The 17,386-nt window shown below is 55.2% G+C and carries 16 protein-coding genes and 1 pseudogene; 7 read left to right on the plus strand and 10 right to left on the minus strand.

Features of this window, described 5'->3' with window-relative positions; all coding sequences use genetic code 11:
* Window positions 1-11: 11 nt before the first annotated feature.
* Together RB_RS10180 and RB_RS28545 are read left to right on the plus strand one after the other, a co-directional pair.
* Entirely contained in the window at window positions 12-1,397 is a 1,386-nt protein-coding gene (locus RB_RS10180) for a DUF1552 domain-containing protein (RefSeq protein WP_164921825.1), read from the plus strand.
* Window positions 1,398-1,602: 205 nt separating this feature from the next.
* Window positions 1,603-1,728: a hypothetical protein gene (locus RB_RS28545; protein WP_390175069.1), complete on the plus strand. Its 126-nt coding sequence runs from the start codon at window positions 1,603-1,605 to the stop codon at window positions 1,726-1,728.
* 241 nt (window positions 1,729-1,969) lie between these two features.
* Here RB_RS28545 and RB_RS10190 read toward each other — a convergent pair whose 3' ends face one another.
* Both RB_RS10190 and RB_RS10195 read right to left on the minus strand, forming a co-directional pair.
* Window positions 1,970-2,878: a DUF1559 family PulG-like putative transporter gene (locus RB_RS10190; protein ID WP_011120258.1), complete on the minus strand. Its 909-nt coding sequence runs from the start codon at window positions 2,876-2,878 to the stop codon at window positions 1,970-1,972.
* Between the two features lie 252 nt (window positions 2,879-3,130).
* Window positions 3,131-4,153 carry a hypothetical protein gene (locus RB_RS10195; protein ID WP_164921826.1) on the minus strand — a complete coding sequence of 341 codons (1,023 nt, stop codon included), beginning with the start codon at window positions 4,151-4,153 and terminating at the stop codon, window positions 3,131-3,133.
* 433 nt (window positions 4,154-4,586) lie between these two features.
* Here RB_RS10195 and RB_RS28550 point away from each other — a divergent pair.
* Together RB_RS28550 and RB_RS28555 are read left to right on the plus strand one after the other, a co-directional pair.
* A pseudogene (locus RB_RS28550) lies at window positions 4,587-4,688 on the plus strand (hypothetical protein); the annotation flags it as partial.
* Window positions 4,645-4,767: a DUF1589 domain-containing protein gene (locus RB_RS28555; protein WP_390175072.1), complete on the plus strand. Its 123-nt coding sequence runs from the start codon at window positions 4,645-4,647 to the stop codon at window positions 4,765-4,767. The pseudogene RB_RS28550 and the gene RB_RS28555, both read left to right, overlap by 44 nt.
* Window positions 4,768-4,854: 87 nt before the next feature.
* On the opposite strand, the gene RB_RS10205 is transcribed toward RB_RS28555, so the two are convergent.
* Genes RB_RS10205 through RB_RS10220 form a run of 4 tightly spaced genes read right to left on the minus strand, consistent with a single transcriptional unit; the run spans window position 4,855 to window position 9,722 of the window.
* On the minus strand, window positions 4,855-6,276 hold the full coding sequence (locus RB_RS10205; RefSeq protein ID WP_164921828.1) for a FecR domain-containing protein: 1,422 nt from the start codon (window positions 6,274-6,276) through the stop codon (window positions 4,855-4,857).
* Window positions 6,263-6,856 (minus strand): sigma-70 family RNA polymerase sigma factor, encoded by a 594-nt coding sequence (locus RB_RS10210; protein ID WP_007327230.1) that lies wholly within the window; start codon window positions 6,854-6,856, stop codon window positions 6,263-6,265. The genes RB_RS10205 and RB_RS10210 overlap by 14 nt, the downstream gene beginning before the upstream one ends.
* Window positions 6,853-7,872 carry a DUF4405 domain-containing protein gene (locus RB_RS10215; protein WP_007327229.1) on the minus strand — a complete coding sequence of 340 codons (1,020 nt, stop codon included), beginning with the start codon at window positions 7,870-7,872 and terminating at the stop codon, window positions 6,853-6,855. Before RB_RS10215 ends, RB_RS10210 begins: the two co-directional genes overlap by 4 nt.
* Window positions 7,872-9,722, minus strand: a complete 1,851-nt coding sequence (locus tag RB_RS10220) for an FAD-dependent oxidoreductase (protein ID WP_011120263.1) — start codon at window positions 9,720-9,722, stop codon at window positions 7,872-7,874. The genes RB_RS10215 and RB_RS10220 overlap by 1 nt, the downstream gene beginning before the upstream one ends.
* Window positions 9,723-9,974: 252 nt before the next feature.
* Between RB_RS10220 and RB_RS10225 the strand changes: the two genes are divergently transcribed.
* Together RB_RS10225 and RB_RS10230 are read left to right on the plus strand one after the other, a co-directional pair.
* Complete coding sequence (locus RB_RS10225; protein ID WP_164921829.1) at window positions 9,975-11,117, plus strand: DUF1559 domain-containing protein; 1,143 nt, start codon at window positions 9,975-9,977, stop codon at window positions 11,115-11,117.
* A complete protein-coding gene (locus tag RB_RS10230; RefSeq protein ID WP_011120267.1) occupies window positions 11,114-11,293 on the plus strand; it encodes a hypothetical protein in 180 nt (59 codons plus the stop codon). Before RB_RS10225 ends, RB_RS10230 begins: the two co-directional genes overlap by 4 nt.
* A gap of 650 nt (window positions 11,294-11,943) precedes the next feature.
* On the opposite strand, the gene nth is transcribed toward RB_RS10230, so the two are convergent.
* The 3 genes from nth to RB_RS10245 form a co-directional block, all read right to left on the minus strand.
* Window positions 11,944-12,603 (minus strand): endonuclease III, encoded by a 660-nt coding sequence (gene nth / locus RB_RS10235; RefSeq protein ID WP_011120271.1) that lies wholly within the window; start codon window positions 12,601-12,603, stop codon window positions 11,944-11,946.
* A 32-nt stretch (window positions 12,604-12,635) separates the two neighbouring features.
* A complete protein-coding gene (locus tag RB_RS10240) occupies window positions 12,636-13,610 on the minus strand; it encodes a serine O-acetyltransferase (protein ID WP_011120272.1) in 975 nt (324 codons plus the stop codon).
* Window positions 13,611-13,717: 107 nt separating this feature from the next.
* Entirely contained in the window at window positions 13,718-14,179 is a 462-nt protein-coding gene (locus RB_RS10245) for a hypothetical protein (RefSeq protein ID WP_231846376.1), read from the minus strand.
* A gap of 546 nt (window positions 14,180-14,725) precedes the next feature.
* Between RB_RS10245 and RB_RS10250 the strand changes: the two genes are divergently transcribed.
* The gene (locus RB_RS10250; protein WP_164921831.1) at window positions 14,726-15,661 is read left to right on the plus strand and encodes a hypothetical protein; all 936 of its coding nucleotides are present in this window, start codon (window positions 14,726-14,728) and stop codon (window positions 15,659-15,661) included.
* Between the two features lie 737 nt (window positions 15,662-16,398).
* Here RB_RS10250 and RB_RS10255 read toward each other — a convergent pair.
* Entirely contained in the window at window positions 16,399-16,947 is a 549-nt protein-coding gene (locus RB_RS10255) for a TetR/AcrR family transcriptional regulator (RefSeq protein ID WP_315851297.1), read from the minus strand.
* Between the last annotated feature and the right edge of the window lie 439 nt (window positions 16,948-17,386).

Below are 17,386 nucleotides of genomic sequence, written 5' to 3' on the forward strand. Positions count from 1 at the left end.
TTAGGTTGATCATGCAAAAGCCCATTCCTCGTCGTCGCTTCCTTCGTGGCAGCGGAGTCTTGCTGGGACTGCCGTGGATGGCATCCATGGCAGAAACCATGGCCGCTGCCAAACCGGATGCATCGGGTTCGCAAAATGGCGATCCGCAACCGCCACTTCGCACCGCGTTTTTGTATTTCCCCAATGGAGTCTGGGAGAAAGATTGGGTGCCCCAGTCCGAAGGAACCGACTACGAATTGTCACCCTCGCTCGAACCGCTGGCGGACTTGAAGGATGACTTTCTCGTACTCTCAGGACTCGACAAAAAACACTCGCACGGTGGCGACGGTCACTACGCCAAAACAGCCAACTACTTAACGGGCATGCCGGTCGCAAAAACCACTGGCAAAGACATCAGCAGTGGCGGCATCTCGATTGACCAATTGATCGCGGCAAAGGTCGGCAACCAGACACCGTTGCCGTCGCTGGAGTTGGGCATCGATCCGGTGATCAGCGGAATCGACAGCAACGTTGGCTACACGCGTTTGTACGGATCACATATCTCATGGCAATCGCCAACCCGCCCGATTGCAAAAGCGATTAATCCTCGCGTGGTCTACGAACGTCTGTTTGGTAAGCGGATGAAGACCAGCACACCAGAAGCAAGGTCTTATCAGAACTTGCTGGACTACGTGCTGGAAGACGCTCGTTTGGTTCGCGGCAAACTCAGCCGCGACGATCAGTTCAAGATGGACGAGTATTTGGATTCGGTCCGTGAAGTGGAGAAGCGGATTGAGTTTGCCACCCGTGACCAAAGCCACCGAGAACGATTCGAAGCAGAACGTGATCGCATTGCGAGCGGTCACGCACTGGAAATTCCCGAGACCGGAACTCCGGGCGACTTTCGACAGCACATTGACTTGATGCTGGACATGATGGTGCTCGCTTTCCAAACCGATTCGACTCGAGTCGCGACGTTCATGTTCGCCAACGATGTGTCGGGGCGTTCATTCAGCTTCCTCGACGGAGTTCATGGCGGGCACCATGAGCTATCGCACCACGAGAACAAAGAAGAAAAGATCGCTCAATATCAACTCATCAACCGTTGGCACACCGAACAATTCGCTCGGATGCTGCGGAAGATGAAAGCGGTCAAGGAAGGCGAGTCAACGCTGCTCGACAACAGCATGATCATGTTCGGCAGCAGCTTCTCCGACGGCAACCGTCACGACCCTGACAACCTGCCGTTGCTGCTGGCCGGTCGCGGCGGCGGCACGATCCAGCCCGGTCGTCACATCGCTGCCCAAGACCAAGTCCCGGTCTGCAACTTGTATTTGTCGATGGCCAAACGCTACGGATTGGACCTCGAACGATTCGGCGACAGCGAGGCAGAACTGACCGAATTGGCAGGAACCTGATTCGGCACCACTCACCGTAGCCGGATTCGCCAAGAATTCGGACGCGTCCCAACTGAAACATCTGAATTCTGCCGACTCCAACCACGGACTAACTAGCCACGTAGGCCAGGTCTCACCTGGCAACCAAGCCGATGCTTTGGAACAAAGCGAGGCGTTTTAGCATTCATCCGCGAGTTCGCGAGGCTCCGTCCATTCACCTCGCCAGGTGGAACCTGGCCTACGTCGATGTCCACTGAAAGCCGTCACGCACCGTAGCCGGATTCGCCAAGAATTCGGTCGCGTTCCAACTAAAACATCTGAATTCTGCCGAATCCAACCACGAACTAACTAGCCGCGTAGGCCAGGTTGTACCTGGCATCCAGCCGATGCTTTGGAACAAAGCGAGGCGGTTTGATCAGCGTACTCGATTTCGCGGTGCACCGGCCAATCACCTCGCCAGGTGGAACCTGGCCTACGTCGACGTCCGCAGAAAGCCGCCACGCACCGTCGTTGAATTCGCCAAGAATTCGGACGCGTCCCAACTGAAACGTCTGAATTCTGGCGAGTCCAGCGACACGTCGAATGCTCTCGATTCAAAGGGCCCCGTCTTTGGGATCGATCAGACTGCGGAACAACTCGCCATCGACGCTGGACGTAAGAAACCCCGTCGATCCATCCAACCGCGAAAACAGGGCGCCGCCTGGATGAGCCGATCCCCAGTTGTCCATGTAACGCGCGCCGGGGCCATCTCGTTCGATCAACAAACCACTTCGCACGGTTCCGTTGCTACCGCCACTGAAGATCGGTTCGTCGTAATACCAACTCGTTTCCGTTTGAATGATCGGGTCGAATGCTTTCTCCCCCGTCCCTAACGTGTTGCTCAGTCCGTCCGCAATCGCACTGAGCCGCTGGGCGTCAGGGAAGTTCAACATCACTCGGCGGTTGCCAGCGTAGTCCGTCTTGGCCCACGCCCGACCGCCCCCAGAATATCTGCCGTACGAATCATCTCGTGGGACCAAGGGATCTGCCCGCGAGCGACTGGGGCAACGGAACAGCGGCCCAGCGGATTCGACCTGAACATTCTGGTACGCTTCCCCTTGTTCCAGCGATGGCAGAATCGCATAGGCCCAGCACCCCGTTTGTTGTGTCGGCGAGGCTCCCGGTTGGCCGACTCCCCACCAGAATTGATGGTCAACCGCAAAGGTATAGGTGCCAACCCGAATCGGTTTGCCCGATGCAGAGGTGACGGTGCACTTGCCATCATCACCGCCATTGCTGGGAAGGTACTCATGCTTGGCAGCGTGCATTTGAATGCCGAGCGCAAGTTGCCGCTGTTGATTCATGCACTGAGTCCGCCGGGCTGACTCGCGTGCATTCTGAACCGCTCCGGTGAACAACGACACCAGCAAGCCTATAATCGCCAATACGATCAGCAGTTCGATCAAGGTAAAGCCGCGGCGAACGTTCGTGATGCGTCCCGGTTCGAAATGAGATTGGTTCATGGCGAGTCCTCAATGATAGTTCAGGGTCGAAGCAACGTAGGCCAGGTTTCACCTGGCAACCAAGCCGATGCTTTGGAACAAAGCGAGGCGGTTTGGCCCGCTTTCTCGAGTCCGCATGGATTCGGCCAGCAACCTTGCCAGGTGGAACCTGGCCTACAACGTCTGATGCTTGAAACCAACGACACCATGCTGTCCAGAAATTAGGCGTGGTGAGGAATGAAATATTGCGTGCGCATGGCTTAATTCCCCCTTCTAATTGGATCGTGGCCAGAATCGGTAGGCGACCAACCCGAGGATCAGGACGACCAACCCGGCATTGAAATAGAAAAACTTGGGTGACTCCGGCGACGGTGCATCCGCTCGAGCATTGGCCAAACCGTGCTGCTGAATCTTGGCAAGTTGCGCATCCGAATAGGGAACATGAAAGCGTTTCCCATCTTTGATACGCGCCCACTCAGTACCAGCCGGCCAGGGCGGAATCCACTCAAAGCTGTCAACGTCGATCTCACTAATGTCGAGCATTTCGATCGAGCAGATGTAACCCGATTTTCCATCGGGAGTGACAGCCCGGTACGTTGCCTTCTTGGGGTATCGAAAACCATCGAACGTCATCAACTCTGAGATGTCGACCTGAAGTGGACCATCGGGATAGCTTTCCCGTCGCTCAACGAGCAGGAGTTCCGGTTGCGAAGTGAACACGACGTAGGATTGATCCCCTGGGTCGGTTGCTGACATTCGAATTGCTTTTGTATCGGCCTCGTGTTCGAACCATTCGGTTTGAAGCTTGTCGCCCATTGGAACGAACTCAACGTCATTCGTTCGTTCAGTTCCATTGATCAAAGCAACATCGTTAACAAGAAGGCTGACGAGTGGGTCTTGATGAAAAGCAGGTAAGAGATGGCCAACGGAAGCATTGCCAAAAGAAGTCACTGCTTTCCTGCCTTCAAAGTCGAATAGCAACTTCCGAAGAAAACTGTGGCTGGCCCGTCCGTCGGTGCCCTCAAAATAGGTCAGCAACGGATCGTCATCGATGTGAGGTTCGCCCTGGTTCTTCTGATAGTGCATCAGACGAACCGGAATGTTCGAGCGATCTGGACTTGGCTTGCCAATGGCAAGCGTCCGCACGCCATTGGCAGCGATGTCCAAGTGCCCCGAGAAAAATGTCGCGCCACCGTGATCGGTGCGGCTCTCGGTTTCGATCGTGTACCGAAACTCTTTGCCGTAGAAATAGGTGCGAGGCTCCCCCTTCACGCGACGCAGTTCGTCAGCACTCAATATCCGGTCTTCCGCGCTAGACGACTGAGCTAGCGAACTAGCCGGTGAAAGGCCAAGAAACGCGAGTAGCACCAGGCTTGCTAGGAGGACTCTGACGCACGAGCGAACCATTCGACGATCCCATCTTGTCGAATCGTCTTTGTTCGGCATATGAAACGCCCCCACCATTTCAAACTCCGCTGCTTCCTCAGTGGCATCCGAACGCGAACATCTTGCAGCGGACATCAAGGCTCCCTACAGGGCTCTGAACGGCGATGGAACAACCACACCATCCTAAAGAGGGGATCGCTCAAAATTCAACCCCCTGACTCCAGGACTTCATCCAGGGCTGTTATCTGGCAAACTCCGAAAAACTAGCTATGCCGCGTACCGTCCTCCACCACACCCACATCCGGTGAAATTCCAAACAAAGGCTCTGAAGGAGCCCTCGTTGATGGCTCGGACTGGAAGCCTCGAGTCTCGTAGGCCAGGTTGTACCTGGCATCCCGCCAATGCTTTGGAACAAAGCGAGGCGGTTCGCCAGCGTTCTCGAGTTCGCGGAGATCCGGCCAGCCACCCCGCCAGGTGGAACCTGGCCTACGTCGATGTCCACTGAAAGCCGTCACGCACCGTAGCCGGATTCGCCAAGAATTCGGTCGCGTTCCAACCGAAACATCTGAATTCTGGTAAGTCCAGCGACACGCACTGGACACCAAGCGACTTCAGTCCGTGGTCGTTTGCTTGACGTGCAATCGCAGGGTTGGTGGGCTGGCGGTTGGGTGGGTTCGGCTGGCGAATCCATGCACGTAGCTTTGGGTCTGATTCACGGAAGTCAGCCGGGTGATCACCAGCGTCGGCGTGGATCCCAAGTTGTCTTGCACAAACTGCAGCAACCGTGGGTCGGCGATCACAAATTGTCCTTGCGGTTTTGATTGTGGAATCAAGAACTCGCCAAGTAACTCGACTTTGTCCGGATTAAGTTGATGAGTCTCTGGCTTCCTGGCGGGAAAGTTGTTTCGATCGAGCGTTTTGGAATTCCAATCCGTGTTGTATTCCGGCTTCACACCGTGAACGCGAAAGGTGGAATCAGGCAACAAGGACGTGTACCCCATCCCTGTGTGGACACCTTCCAGCCGAAGCTCCACGCTCGACAGCTCCGATATGTCAAAGCCCGTGAGATCAAATCGAATGAACGCCTTTCGGTTCCAATGAGGTTCGCTGTCAGCACGTTTGACCAGCAGCACATGATCCGGCGTGGGGAACACGTCTCCCTCTCGCCGATCCCCAGAGGTGACATCACCTTCGTCGCCATCGCCATAGGCGGAGCTGATGTGAATGACTTTGTCGGAAGAGGCAGGCATTACGCCGTTCTGCTCGCCCCCACTTTTCTGCTTCGGGGCAAACGTTTCCAACGCATGAACGGAAGCGAACGCTCGACTGGTTCCTTCCAAAGTCATTTGCCGTCCCGTTCCCAAATGTTTGACATCGACCTTGCCTTCCATCACATCCAAACGAGCGTCACCGACGTTGTCGACAAAGACACCAAATTTGGTTCCACGATCGGTGATCTCCGCCCGAGGTGTTTCGACCACAAATCCTTCACCGCCTTCGCTGACCGACCCAACAATGCTGCCCGAATGCAGGCGACAACGTTCCGCTGAGATCAGTTCGATATCGACTGGTCCTTCCATCGAAACAGTCGCACGAGGAAACTGCAATTCCGCGATCCCTGAAATCAAACGCAAGCGTCCCGTGGTGAGTTCTTGACCAACGGTTGTTGGCAAAGTCCCGGTGCCCCAATGGCAATCGGTTGACGAAATAATCGTCGCAACCGATCGCGGCTGCATCGTCATCCATTCCCAGCCCGCCGCCGCAACAAACAAGAGACTGGCGGCAATCAAAGGCAGGTAGCGGTTCAGCCGAGACAAACCAGTGGCTGATTCGGCGGGGCAAACAGGGGGCAACGTTTGCTCCGGAATGCCATTCCAAATCAACGCTGCATCTTGGTTCGCATGTTCGATATAGTCATCGAGCAACTCATCCGAGGCATGCAGCAGACTTTGCAGTTCCTCCGTTTCCGCTTGAGTCGCCACACCGCCCAAAAAGGCGTTTCGCAACTGATCAAATCGTTCACGCTGGGTCATTGGAGCGAGTTCCTTCGAGAGAAAGAGTGCGGTCAACACATGCGTGAAGTGCCTCACGTATACGGCTTAACATTTTGTAAACGGCATCCACGCTGGAGCCCATCTCCTCTGCGATATTTTCCACTGGCACACCCTGCCGGTAACGTTGTTCCACAAACAATCGTTTGCGTTCAGGCAGCTTCTGAACACAACCTTCCAACGCATCCAACCGACGCTGCAAATAGGCCGATCGTTTCTCCTGCCGCTCGGAAATCAACATTACGGTTTCGGTATCGAAGTGGGGTCGTTTGGCCCGTCGCTTCGACGTGAAAGCTCGGACCTGATTGAGCGCCACCGTGCACGCCCACGCCCGGAAATTAGTTCCTGGTTCGAATCGTTCGTACTCTCGCCAAAGCACGAGGTTGGTTTCCTGCAGCACTTCATCCGCGTCCATTCGATTGGGGATGAGCGAATGGATGTAGTAAAACAGCGAGCGTTGAGACTCGGTCAGTAGCTGAATGAATTCGGTCGTTGCCTGGTCGTTGTTACTCATCTGTTGTTGCGTTGATTTCTTCAGGGCGTCGTATGCCTGGAAGTTCATTCCTTTGTTGGGGCTGCCTTTGAGTGTGGCAGATCCAGCTTCGCTAAAAACAAATCTGCAATCTTTCGAGCGGTGGTGATATTTTCCAAGTCATAGCGAATGTTGCCGTCACCCTCGGAGCCCCCACCGTGCCCCGTCAATTCCAAAATCGCATGAGGACTCTCACGATCGACGTCAATCAGCGCCGTGTACAGCAACGATGGTTGCCCCCACTCGGTTTCTTGCCACTCATCGTTTGAATCACCCGGCAGATTGAATTCCACACAAACGACAAACCGATTGCCTTTCCCCGGTTGGAGATACTGATCCAATTCGAAGCGGTGATTCTTAGTGGCCCCTGTCATTCCATCGACTTCTCCATCGGGATCGACCCCGGAGACCATGGTGTAGGCGTGTCGCCAAATCGGAAGCACATCGCTGCGGCGAAGCACTGCCCCATCGCCGGAAGACGTGGTGCGTGGAACAACTTCGCTGTAAGCAAGCCCTTCGTCCAGGTACAACGTCTCAATCATGGTCCCGGTTGTGGATTCCACCCAAACCGCCGTGGCAGGCAGGCGATCAAGCGACATCGAATAACCAAGATGAATCGAAAGCCTCGCGTCCGATTCTCGCTTGGGTTTTCTCACAACAATCCGCTGATGCGGCGACAACTCGCCAAAGCCCACCAGTGAGGACACTCGTACAATCTGGTTTCGCTGGCGAGTCTCATAGCTTTGATTCATCAACCAATTGGTAGGCGGGACCGCGGCAAGCGAGGCCACCAGCACCACCGCCCAGAACCCAAGCACGCTTGCTTTGCGAGCCAATCCCATCGCCTTTGACTTCCTTGATGCAATGGATCGAAAGTAGCTGAGTCGGCTCAACACATGCTTTGCCACCAAGGCGACACACACGACCCCGGAGACCACATGCAATCGCGTGTTCGTCTGAGAAAACGGCAGCGTGAACACCAGCACCCCGGTGACCATCAGGGTGCTGAACGAAAACAGCAAGGCAAGATTGACCCAGTGTCTCATCAGGACGAGCGATCCTCAAAACCGATCAGACTGCGAAGTTCGCGAACATGCTTCTGCCCGACTTCTCGAGGCGTTGCTTGATAAGCCTTGCACAGCGACGCGGCGTACCCGGTTGCAACTCCCATTTGACCACACGTGTTCATGACGCGCGGTCCGGCCAATCCAATGTGGGAACAACTGAAACAGCGTCCGGCCATCATCAGATTATCGATGTCCTTTGAATACAGACTTCGGAACGGAACGAAGTATTCTCCACCGGTTTTGTAGAACAACGCCTTGGACAAGAAGTCGACCGGATTGCCCTGCAAGACTTGCTGGTAATGCGAATCGATCTCGCGCGTTTCCACCACCACCGCATCCTCGAACTCGCGTCGTTCAGCGGCATCTTTCATCGTGTAGATGTGATCGCCCGTCAGACGGCGAGATTCGCGTTTGCCACCAACGAACGAAACCCATTTCAACGTCCAGGGTGCGTTCTTGGGATGCCGTTTCGCATTGGCAAACGAACCGTAGATCGCACGCAACATGTGGTCACGAATGGTTTCCGCATCGTCGATTTGATCCAGATCATTGTCAGAGTATTCCCAGTACCATTCCCCCGCGGTCGCTTCGTGATCCTTCGCCACCGGCATCGCCCAAGGCACGTCGGGGAAAGTGCTGCGCTGGCTCGTTTTCTCGGCATTCCAAAGCACTGACGTTCCCATCACACGTTTATCGGGAACCTCAGGACTCCAAAGATCGCCGTGCTTGTCCCAAGCTTCACCAAATTCCGTGTGCGATTCGCGGCCGATTCGGTATTCAGCTCCGGCCCAATACCCCAGCCAACCATCGCCAGTCGCATCGACAAAGACAGGAGCATAGAAGCGTTTCAAACGACCGGAGGACGCTTCCCTGGCTTCCACGCTTTCGATGCGTCCATCGCTCTTGGACAATCCACATGCGATGTGTCCCGCGAAAAGCTCGACGCCCGATGCGGCCATGGCGGCTTCACGTTTCTTTTGGTCCTTGCGAGCCAGCGCGCTGCCGTTGGGATAGTGTTCCGTATCGATCTTTTTCAAGATCCCAGCGGCACGGCCGTGGATTCCCAACGTGTGAACACGAATTTCTTCAGAGGCGTTGCCGCCAAAAATGGGCCGGTCCTGGATCAATGCCACTTTCAGTCCTTGCGAACGTGCCGCCAGCGCCGCACCACAACCTGAAATCCCGCCGCCGACGATGACCAAGTCGAACTCGAGTTCATTGACTTGCAATTCGGCACGACCGGTGACTTGATCTTTCCAAGCCACTACTTCCGCGGCGTCGTTCGGCAGCGTTGGCGAGGACGACTTGGAGAAATAGACCGCGTCACAGCGACCATCAAAACCGGTGAGGTCGGCCAACTCAATCTTCACCTTGGCCGGGTCATCGATCTCGATGGCACCACCTTTTTGCCAATGCCATTTTGTGTCTTCCGTCCCAAATTCCGGTGTCAGAGTTTTGTCGTTGACTGTCACATGAAAGCGACCGGGAGATTTCCACTCGCCCTGGCACCAATCACGCGTCCTCACCCAAACGTGCCAAGTTCCTGCATCAGGCAGAGCGACGTGAGTGGTCGCGTTGGCAACCGGCTCTCCCATGCCATGGGCCAACAGATAACAGCCGCCCATTTGCTGGTAGTGCTGGGTATCCAATGTCCAGCCACCCAAATCCTCGAACTGGCTGGCCTCGACCAAGACGCCTTCCGCCGCTGAACTCGCCTCCGAAGACAAACGTTCACTTCCCATGATGTATCCGGGAGCCGTGGCGGAAAGCACTCCTGCTCCTCCCATAACTCGCAAGAAGCCACGTCGTCCAATTTGGTTGTTTTTCATCGTTTCTCTGGTGTCGCAAGATGGAAATCAATGGATTGAATCGGCGATCCTGTTCGTCGGATTCATGCACTCAGAGAGTCCACCCCAGGTAATTTTGGACAACTAATCCAACTTAATTTGCATTTTGCGGAAAAATCCTGTCCAAAAATCAACCCAACCCCCTCTCTTTGATCAGACACGAAATCCTTCGTCTTTTCTGGCGTTGTGCATGGAGCAGCGCCACACTTTTCGTTCATTCAAAGGAAGCACATTGTGAGAACAGGCAGAAAACGCAAAGCGTTCACGCTCGTTGAACTGTTGGTCGTCATTGCAATCATCGGAGTTCTCGTTGGACTACTATTGCCGGCGGTTCAAGCAGCGCGAGAAGCAGCTCGACGGATGTCATGCAGCAATAATTTCAAGCAGATCGGCTTGTCGCTGCACAACTACCACGCGGCTTACAACCGGTTGCCACCCAACGGAACCGGCCCTTCGTTGCCCGCTCTGAAGCAGCTCAGTGCGAACATTGGACTGTTGCCGTTTTTGGAGCAGCAGGGTCTATGGGAAATGATGTCCAACCCATTGATGCCCGAACCCGGCGAAACACCAACGGATGCCACTGCCGCTGGTTTGTGGCCGCCATTCGGGCCGCGTCCATGGGTCGACTTGAATGAGTACGATCCTTACCAAATGCAAACCCCCGCATTCCGTTGCCCTTCCGATCCAGGCGTGTCGCCCTTGGGAACAGGCATGACCAATTATGCATTTTCTCATGGCGATGCGATCTTGCGAATCGGGTATCCACCCTCGAACCAGTGGGCCGACCAAGGTGTCTTCCGCGGTCTGTTCAAACGAGATGAACCGCGTAAATTCCGAGACGTCCTCGATGGATTGTCGAACACAATTGCGATGGCTGAGATTGTGACCAACCTCGGCGACCGCGGCGTCGGTGGTTCCGTCGTCAACCTTTCGCACTTCCCCGCCGATGACTCGATGGGATCCGATTTGACTCTCTGCACTTCCGTCATTGACCCCGAGCGTCCCCAATTCATCGAGAGCAGTGTGCCACTGTGGGACAGTGGGGGAACGTCACGAGGCGGTCGCTGGTGGAACTATCACTTGATGATCACGGGCATGAACACTGTCCTGCCACCCAACTCACCCACCTGCCCCATGGGTTGGGGCACTGCCTGGCAATCAGGCGTATTCAGCTCAGCAAGTCACCATCAAGGTGGGGTTCATGTTCTGTTGACGGATGGAGCCGTGAAGTTCGTCACCGATTCGATCGAAGCGGGCAATCAACAAGCCCAAAGCATTTCAAAGAACTACGGTAATGTCGGACAAAAGAGTCCCTACGGATTGTGGGGAGCTCACGGGTCCATTTCTTCCAAGGAAACGATTGAAGGTTTCGAATGATGAAGTTGACACGAATGATCGCAACGCTGTGTTTCGCGGTGGGCCTATCGGGCTTGCCGGCCTGCTCGCAGGGCGGCGGTGACGCGGAAAAATTGGCCGCTCCCGAGGGCATCGACTGGGAAGCCATCGAAGCCCAAGACGGCTCGATCGCTGACGCACAAAGCGAAGGCGAGTAGAAACGCCTGTTTCGAATCAACGTTCCTCTCGGTGCATTTTCAACGAGAGGAACGCTGGTTTGAATTGGAAGGCGATCTTGCCGGATCCGCGTTTCGTTTGGTCCAGCCGCCATTGCACCGTCACCGGATTCGCCAAGAATTTGGACGCGTCCCAACCGAAACACCTGAATTCTGCCGAAGCCAGCTACGGACTGGCTAGCCACGTAGGCCAGGTCTTACCTGGCAACCAAGCCGATTCTTTGGAACAAAGCGAGGCGGTTTAGCATTCATCCGCAAGTTCGCGAGGCTCCGTCCGATCACCCCGCCAGGTGGAACCTGGCCTACGCCGATGTCCACTGAAAGCCGTCACGCACGGTAGCCGGATTCGCCAAAAATTCGGACGCGTCCCACCTAAAACATCTGAATTCTGCCGAATTCAACCACGAACTAACTAGTCTCGTAGGCCAGGTTGTACCTGGCATCCAGCCGATGCTTTGGCACAAAGCGAGGCGATTAGTCATTCATCCGCGAGTTCGTGAGGCCCCGGCCATTCGCCCAGCCAGGTGGAACCTGGCCTACATCGACAGAAAGCCGCCACGCAACAGGCCCAGAGATTCCAACCGGAGCTCTGATATTCTGGCGAATCCAGCCACGCGGACGAGTAAGAAAGATCAGGGTTTGATCCAGGTCACTGGTTTGCGGCGGTTGGGATAGAGCTCGCGGCAGAGTTCACACACGCGTCCGTCGCAGCCTCGCGCGGTGCAGAACTCTCGACCGTAGAAAATGATTTGCAGATGCAGCTTGTTCCAAGACGACTCGGGGAACAAGCTTTTCAGATCTCGTTCAGTTTGCACAACGCTTTTGCCGCTGGACAATCCCCAACGCTGGGCCAGTCGATGAATGTGCGTGTCAACCGGAAACGCTGGGAAGCCGAACGCTTGCGACATCACAACGCTGGCTGTTTTATGCCCGACACCGGGCAATGCTTCCAGCTCTTCGAATGTGCTTGGTACCTGGCCTTTGTGCAGATCGATCAGCATCCCCGATAGCTTCGCGAGCGCCTTGGCTTTCTGCTTTGAAAGTCCGAGCGGGCGGATGATTTCGAGGATTCCCTCTTCGCCAAGCTCACGCATCTTTGAGGGCGTTCCGGCAACCGAAAACAACTCCGGCGTGATCTCATTAACCTTTTTGTCGGTGCATTGCGCACTCAACAAAACAGCGACCAACAACGTGAACTCGTCGGTGTGGTCCAGCGGAATCGGCGGGTCGGGATAGAGCGTGTTCAGACGCTCGAGGACAATGGCGGCGCGTTCTTTCTTCAACATCGCCACACTATACCGAATCGTCTGGGGTTACCCAGTGATCAGATTTGGTAATTCACCTCGGGACGCAACTCATCGGCGGGCTCATCCGAGCCACGTACCTTCAGTTGCGGTTTCTCCAGTACCACCGTGGTGCCGGGCGAGACACTGCGAGTGATCCAAACGCTCGAACCAATCACCGATTCGCGACCGATCACTGTGCGACCACCCAAGATCGTCGCGTTGGCGTAAACCACCACTTCGTCTTCGATCGTCGGATGACGTTTCTGGCCGCGAATCAACTGGCCATCGGCGTCGGTTGGGAAGCTCAATGCGCCAAGCGTCACACCTTGATACAGTTTGACGTGCTTTCCAATGTGGCACGTCTCACCGATCACCACACCGGTTCCGTGATCGATGAAGAAGTACTCACCGATCGTCGCACCAGGGTGAATGTCGATGCCAGTTTCTTTGTGCGCCCATTCCGTCATCATTCGAGGAATGAAAGGCACGTTGAGCTGCACCAGTTCATGAGCGATTCGGTAGACCGTGATCGCTTCGAAACCGGGGTAGCAAAAGACGACTTCATCGGTCGTCTGGCAAGCCGGGTCGCCATCGTGAGCGGCTTGAACATCGGTCGCCAACATGTGCCGCAATTTCACGACGCGTTTGAGCAACTCGATCGCCATGGCTTGGCCTTTGGCTTCGAAGTCGATGTCCGTTTCACAATCCTTGTGATTCTGCAGCACGCGGTGCTCGTGCCGTAAAGCACGAGCGATCTGAGTCGTCAGCTGATCGTGCAAGGAATCAATCAACCCGCCGACGTGGTAGCGGATGTTGCCGGCATGCAAATTGGTATGCCGCTTGTAACCCGGGTAAAGGATGTCCTTGAGATCCAAAAGGATGTCAACGACGGCGGTGTAGCTAGGCAATGGGCAGTGCCCCAAATGATTGATTGAATCATCGGAGGTGTATGTGCTGACGATTTGCTCGGTCAGCTCTGGTAACTGCTCTTTCAGCCGAAAATCGGTTGCCACGCCTAAACTCCCTCGGGCGACTGCGGAACACTCTTCACAGACGGAATCAATTCGAGAGCCTCAGGCACAACGGCCTGAGCAGACTCGAAATTCAAACCCCAGTGCGATCAGGGACCGATGCTGGGCGGATTGTCCAGCAAGAAGTCGCGAGGACCACGGTGGGTATAGTAAGGATACGCGACTTGGGCAGACGGCGCACCTGGAGTAAATGGCTGGCCCTGCATTTGAGCCGCCGCTCCGTGACCCAACAAACCTGGGTTCAGATGCGAGCTGTAGTCCAAGCCACCTTGCTGCCAACCGAGTGGTCCGGCTTCGCAGCCAGTCCGACATCCGGTTTTGCAACCCATCAGGCGACCGCGAGTTTTGCCCAACAGTCCGCCACCACCGACACGACCGCACGAGCCATTGCTGCATGCACCGTTTCCGCAAGACGAATCACCACAGCCACAATCGCTTGACGCGACGCCGCAGTTGCCAGTCGAGCATCCGCCGCGAGTGTTGTGGTGAAGGCATCCGGTGCTGATCATCAGCATTCCGGCCATCGATCCGAGTAAAAGCCAACGATTCATTCCGAATCCTTCCATCCAATATGAATTGGGTGCCGAGGAGAAACGCCTCGACACGTGATACGAGTCTGTCTTTCACCCTTCGTTTCGGCCGTTGACACCGATTCGATGCACACAATCGCACCAACCGCGCCAGAAGTCGGAAGTGGTTGGCGGCAAGGTTTACCTAACTTGACAATCGCGGATTTCGACAGTGTTTAAACCTCTCTCCAAGTCCATCGCTCTGCGATCCGCGGAAGTATGCCAGAAGCGACTTATAACTGGATATAAACACAAATAACGTCAACCTGTGGCGTTTTACGAGTGCGTCTGAGAAAAGGCGGAGACGCTTGAGCGACAACATCTCTCTGCGGCAGGTTCGGGAAAGCGAACCCAGCAAGACGCATGATCTGTCGCGGATAGACACCGTTTCCATCGCGAATCTGCGTGCAAAGATCCCGAATCCGCGTTACTCTGAGATGTCCAGCAAAAGCCGACACCGACAACGTTGCGACTGATCGGTGTCGGGGATCAGTAAGTAGCAAGAGCCATCATTTGCAGGCGAGGATCATGAACTTCCAGACGCCCGCCGCAGAGCCATCCGCCTCGCAACCGTCCGACACGACACCATCCGACGCTCAGCGATCGGATGCTTCGGCGACCGAAACGCTGGCGGACCACTTCGCTTCGATCCAAGCATTTGGGACGGATCTTCCTGAGGAACCCCCAGGCCGGGTGCTGAATTGGTTTCGTCAAGTTGTGACCTTATTGGGCATCACAGCCTTTCATGGCACGCTCAGTTTTGTTGCCAGCCTGTGCTTGCTGCTGACCATTCGTTTCCTGTTCTTTACCTCTCGAGCCGGCATCGAGAGCATCCTTTTATTCGTCGCCGCGGTGATTGTCGGTGGTCTGATTGCAGCGACGCAACTGATGATTGTTTGCCGCTACGAAGAGTATCCGTTTCACCTCTTGCTTGCTCGCCAACTCCGCCGCGTCATCGCGGGACGCCGCAATCCGGTGGTTCACCCCAATGAAGATGGATCCAGATTTTGCGAGATCGTTCCGCAAGAACGATGGAATCTGCTGCGATTGGAAACCGCGTCCGATCTGGTTTGGGTACGCATCGACAACAACGGTGTTTGGATGGAAGGCGATCGCAACCGCTACCACTTTGGACCAAGCTCCATTCTGGGTGCGATCCCCCAATCGTTCACGCCCGCCGGCGGATGGACTCAATTGCATGCGGCCATGATTTATGTTCGCACGCCCGATGGTCCGGAAGAAATCCCATTGGTCTACCGCGACTTCCGATTCGCAAACATGAAGTCATCCGAACGACGTCGTCAGCGCGACGCGATGGTCAATGCGATTTGCGAAATCGCGCGAGGCAGCGAATACGAACCGATCTATGTGCCGACGGCAACCAACCCATCGCAAGCGTCGGACACACTGGGCAACAACAATCCCTACGCCCCACCTCGGATGACATCGCACACCGGGGCGTGAGAAGAGTTATCGAAGTTGGTAGCATCGCGAAGTGCTGCAAGTTCACGAACATCGTCTCGGACGAGACTGTCGTGAAGATGCGGTGGGTGCATTGCAAACTGCAAATTGTTCAATGCAAATTGCAAAGTGCTTCAGCTCGGCCAAGCCACCGGATTCCATCGATCTGCAATTACCAATTTGCAATGTCCATTTTGCAATTTGCAATCGCCCCATCTTGCATCCCGCTCACGACACATCGCCCCGGACGGGGCCGGCGTGGGGAACGTTTATCTTGTCTAGCAGTCTGACGCAAACGATCGGAAGCGAACTCGGTTGCAATGAGGCTTGGCGTTTAAACGCTGCCCGACGGAACAATTGAGGACAAATGTTCTACTCTGGTGCTCTCCATATTCTCGCAACGAGGCCGAAGTTCGGCATCATCGTCTCGGACAAGACTATCGTGAAGATGCGGCGGGTGAATTGCGAAGTGAAAATTGTTCAATGTAAATTGCAAAGTGCTTCAGCTCGGCCAAGCCACCGGATTCCACCGATCTGCAATTGCCAAATTGCAATGTCCACTTTACAATTTGCAGTTACCCCATCGTGCATTCCGATCAAGACACATCGCCCCGGACGGGGCCGGCGTGGGGAATTCTTGTGCTGTCGAGCAGTCTGATACAAACGATCGGAAATGAACTCGGTTGCGATGAGGCTTGACGTTTAAACGCTGCTCGACGGAACAGTTGAGGACAACTGTTCTACTCTGGTTCTCGATAGCAACACAGAAACATCTCGACGGTGGACTCGATGATGTCAACACGTTTCTTTTTGCTCGGCGGTGACTCGCCGTTGACGATCATCGGCCAGAACGCAAACGTCATCAGCATTCCAACGAACTGCTTGGCCGCAAATTCTGTGCTGGTGTGGTTCAGGCAACCCGCCGCAAGAGCATCATCCAGCCAGCTCTTGACGCGTTTGTGAAAGCGTCGGTGATCGATTTTCTTGCCTACCTCGGGCTCGGCCAAAACTCGCGAGATGCCGGCACGCGCCAAAGCGACAACGGATGCCGAGGTCATGAATTGCACCTCGGCCTCAGCCAGTTCAACCAACTGTTCCCGCAAGTCGCGTGTTGGATCGAAAGAGCACTCGGGCAGCAACTCAGCCTTCTGCGTCAACTCCTCGATGATCGCGTCGAAGAGAGCCTCTTTGCTGTCAAAATGGTTGTAGAGCGTCCGCTTGCTCACGTTCGCGGTCGCTGCAATCACATTCATGCTGGTCGAAAAATAACCGCGTGTCTGGAACTCCATTGCCGCCGCCTGCACAATCGCAAGGCGTTTGCGATCTGTCAGCCGGCGTGGCGCGGCGTCTTCGGACTCGGTTGGACGGGCTGGCAAAACTTGCTCCGGGCGGTTTACTTTTGAAAATCACGTTATAGAGTACACCGATGGGTTTACTTATTGCAGTTCTGCCACCTGAACGCCAGGGGCAATCTCGCCACCGATGTGAATGACCTCATCATCGATCATTGAATTAACTCTTAGCAGACTGTTGATTTAATCGCGTACCGAATGCCAATCATTAGCCGTTGGGCGTTAGCCCCGGTTGGCGTCTAATCAACCGCCGCTAACGCGGTGCGGCTCAATAAATCAACAACCTCTTAGCCTCCCCAATGCCACCCCTGTTACATGAGCTGCTCCGCTTCGTGGAAAGCCATTGCAGGCTCTCCTTCTTTCGCTGACCTTTCAT

Origin of the sequence: Rhodopirellula baltica SH 1 (assembly GCF_000196115.1) — a bacterium.
Taxonomy (GTDB): domain Bacteria; phylum Planctomycetota; class Planctomycetia; order Pirellulales; family Pirellulaceae; genus Rhodopirellula; species Rhodopirellula baltica.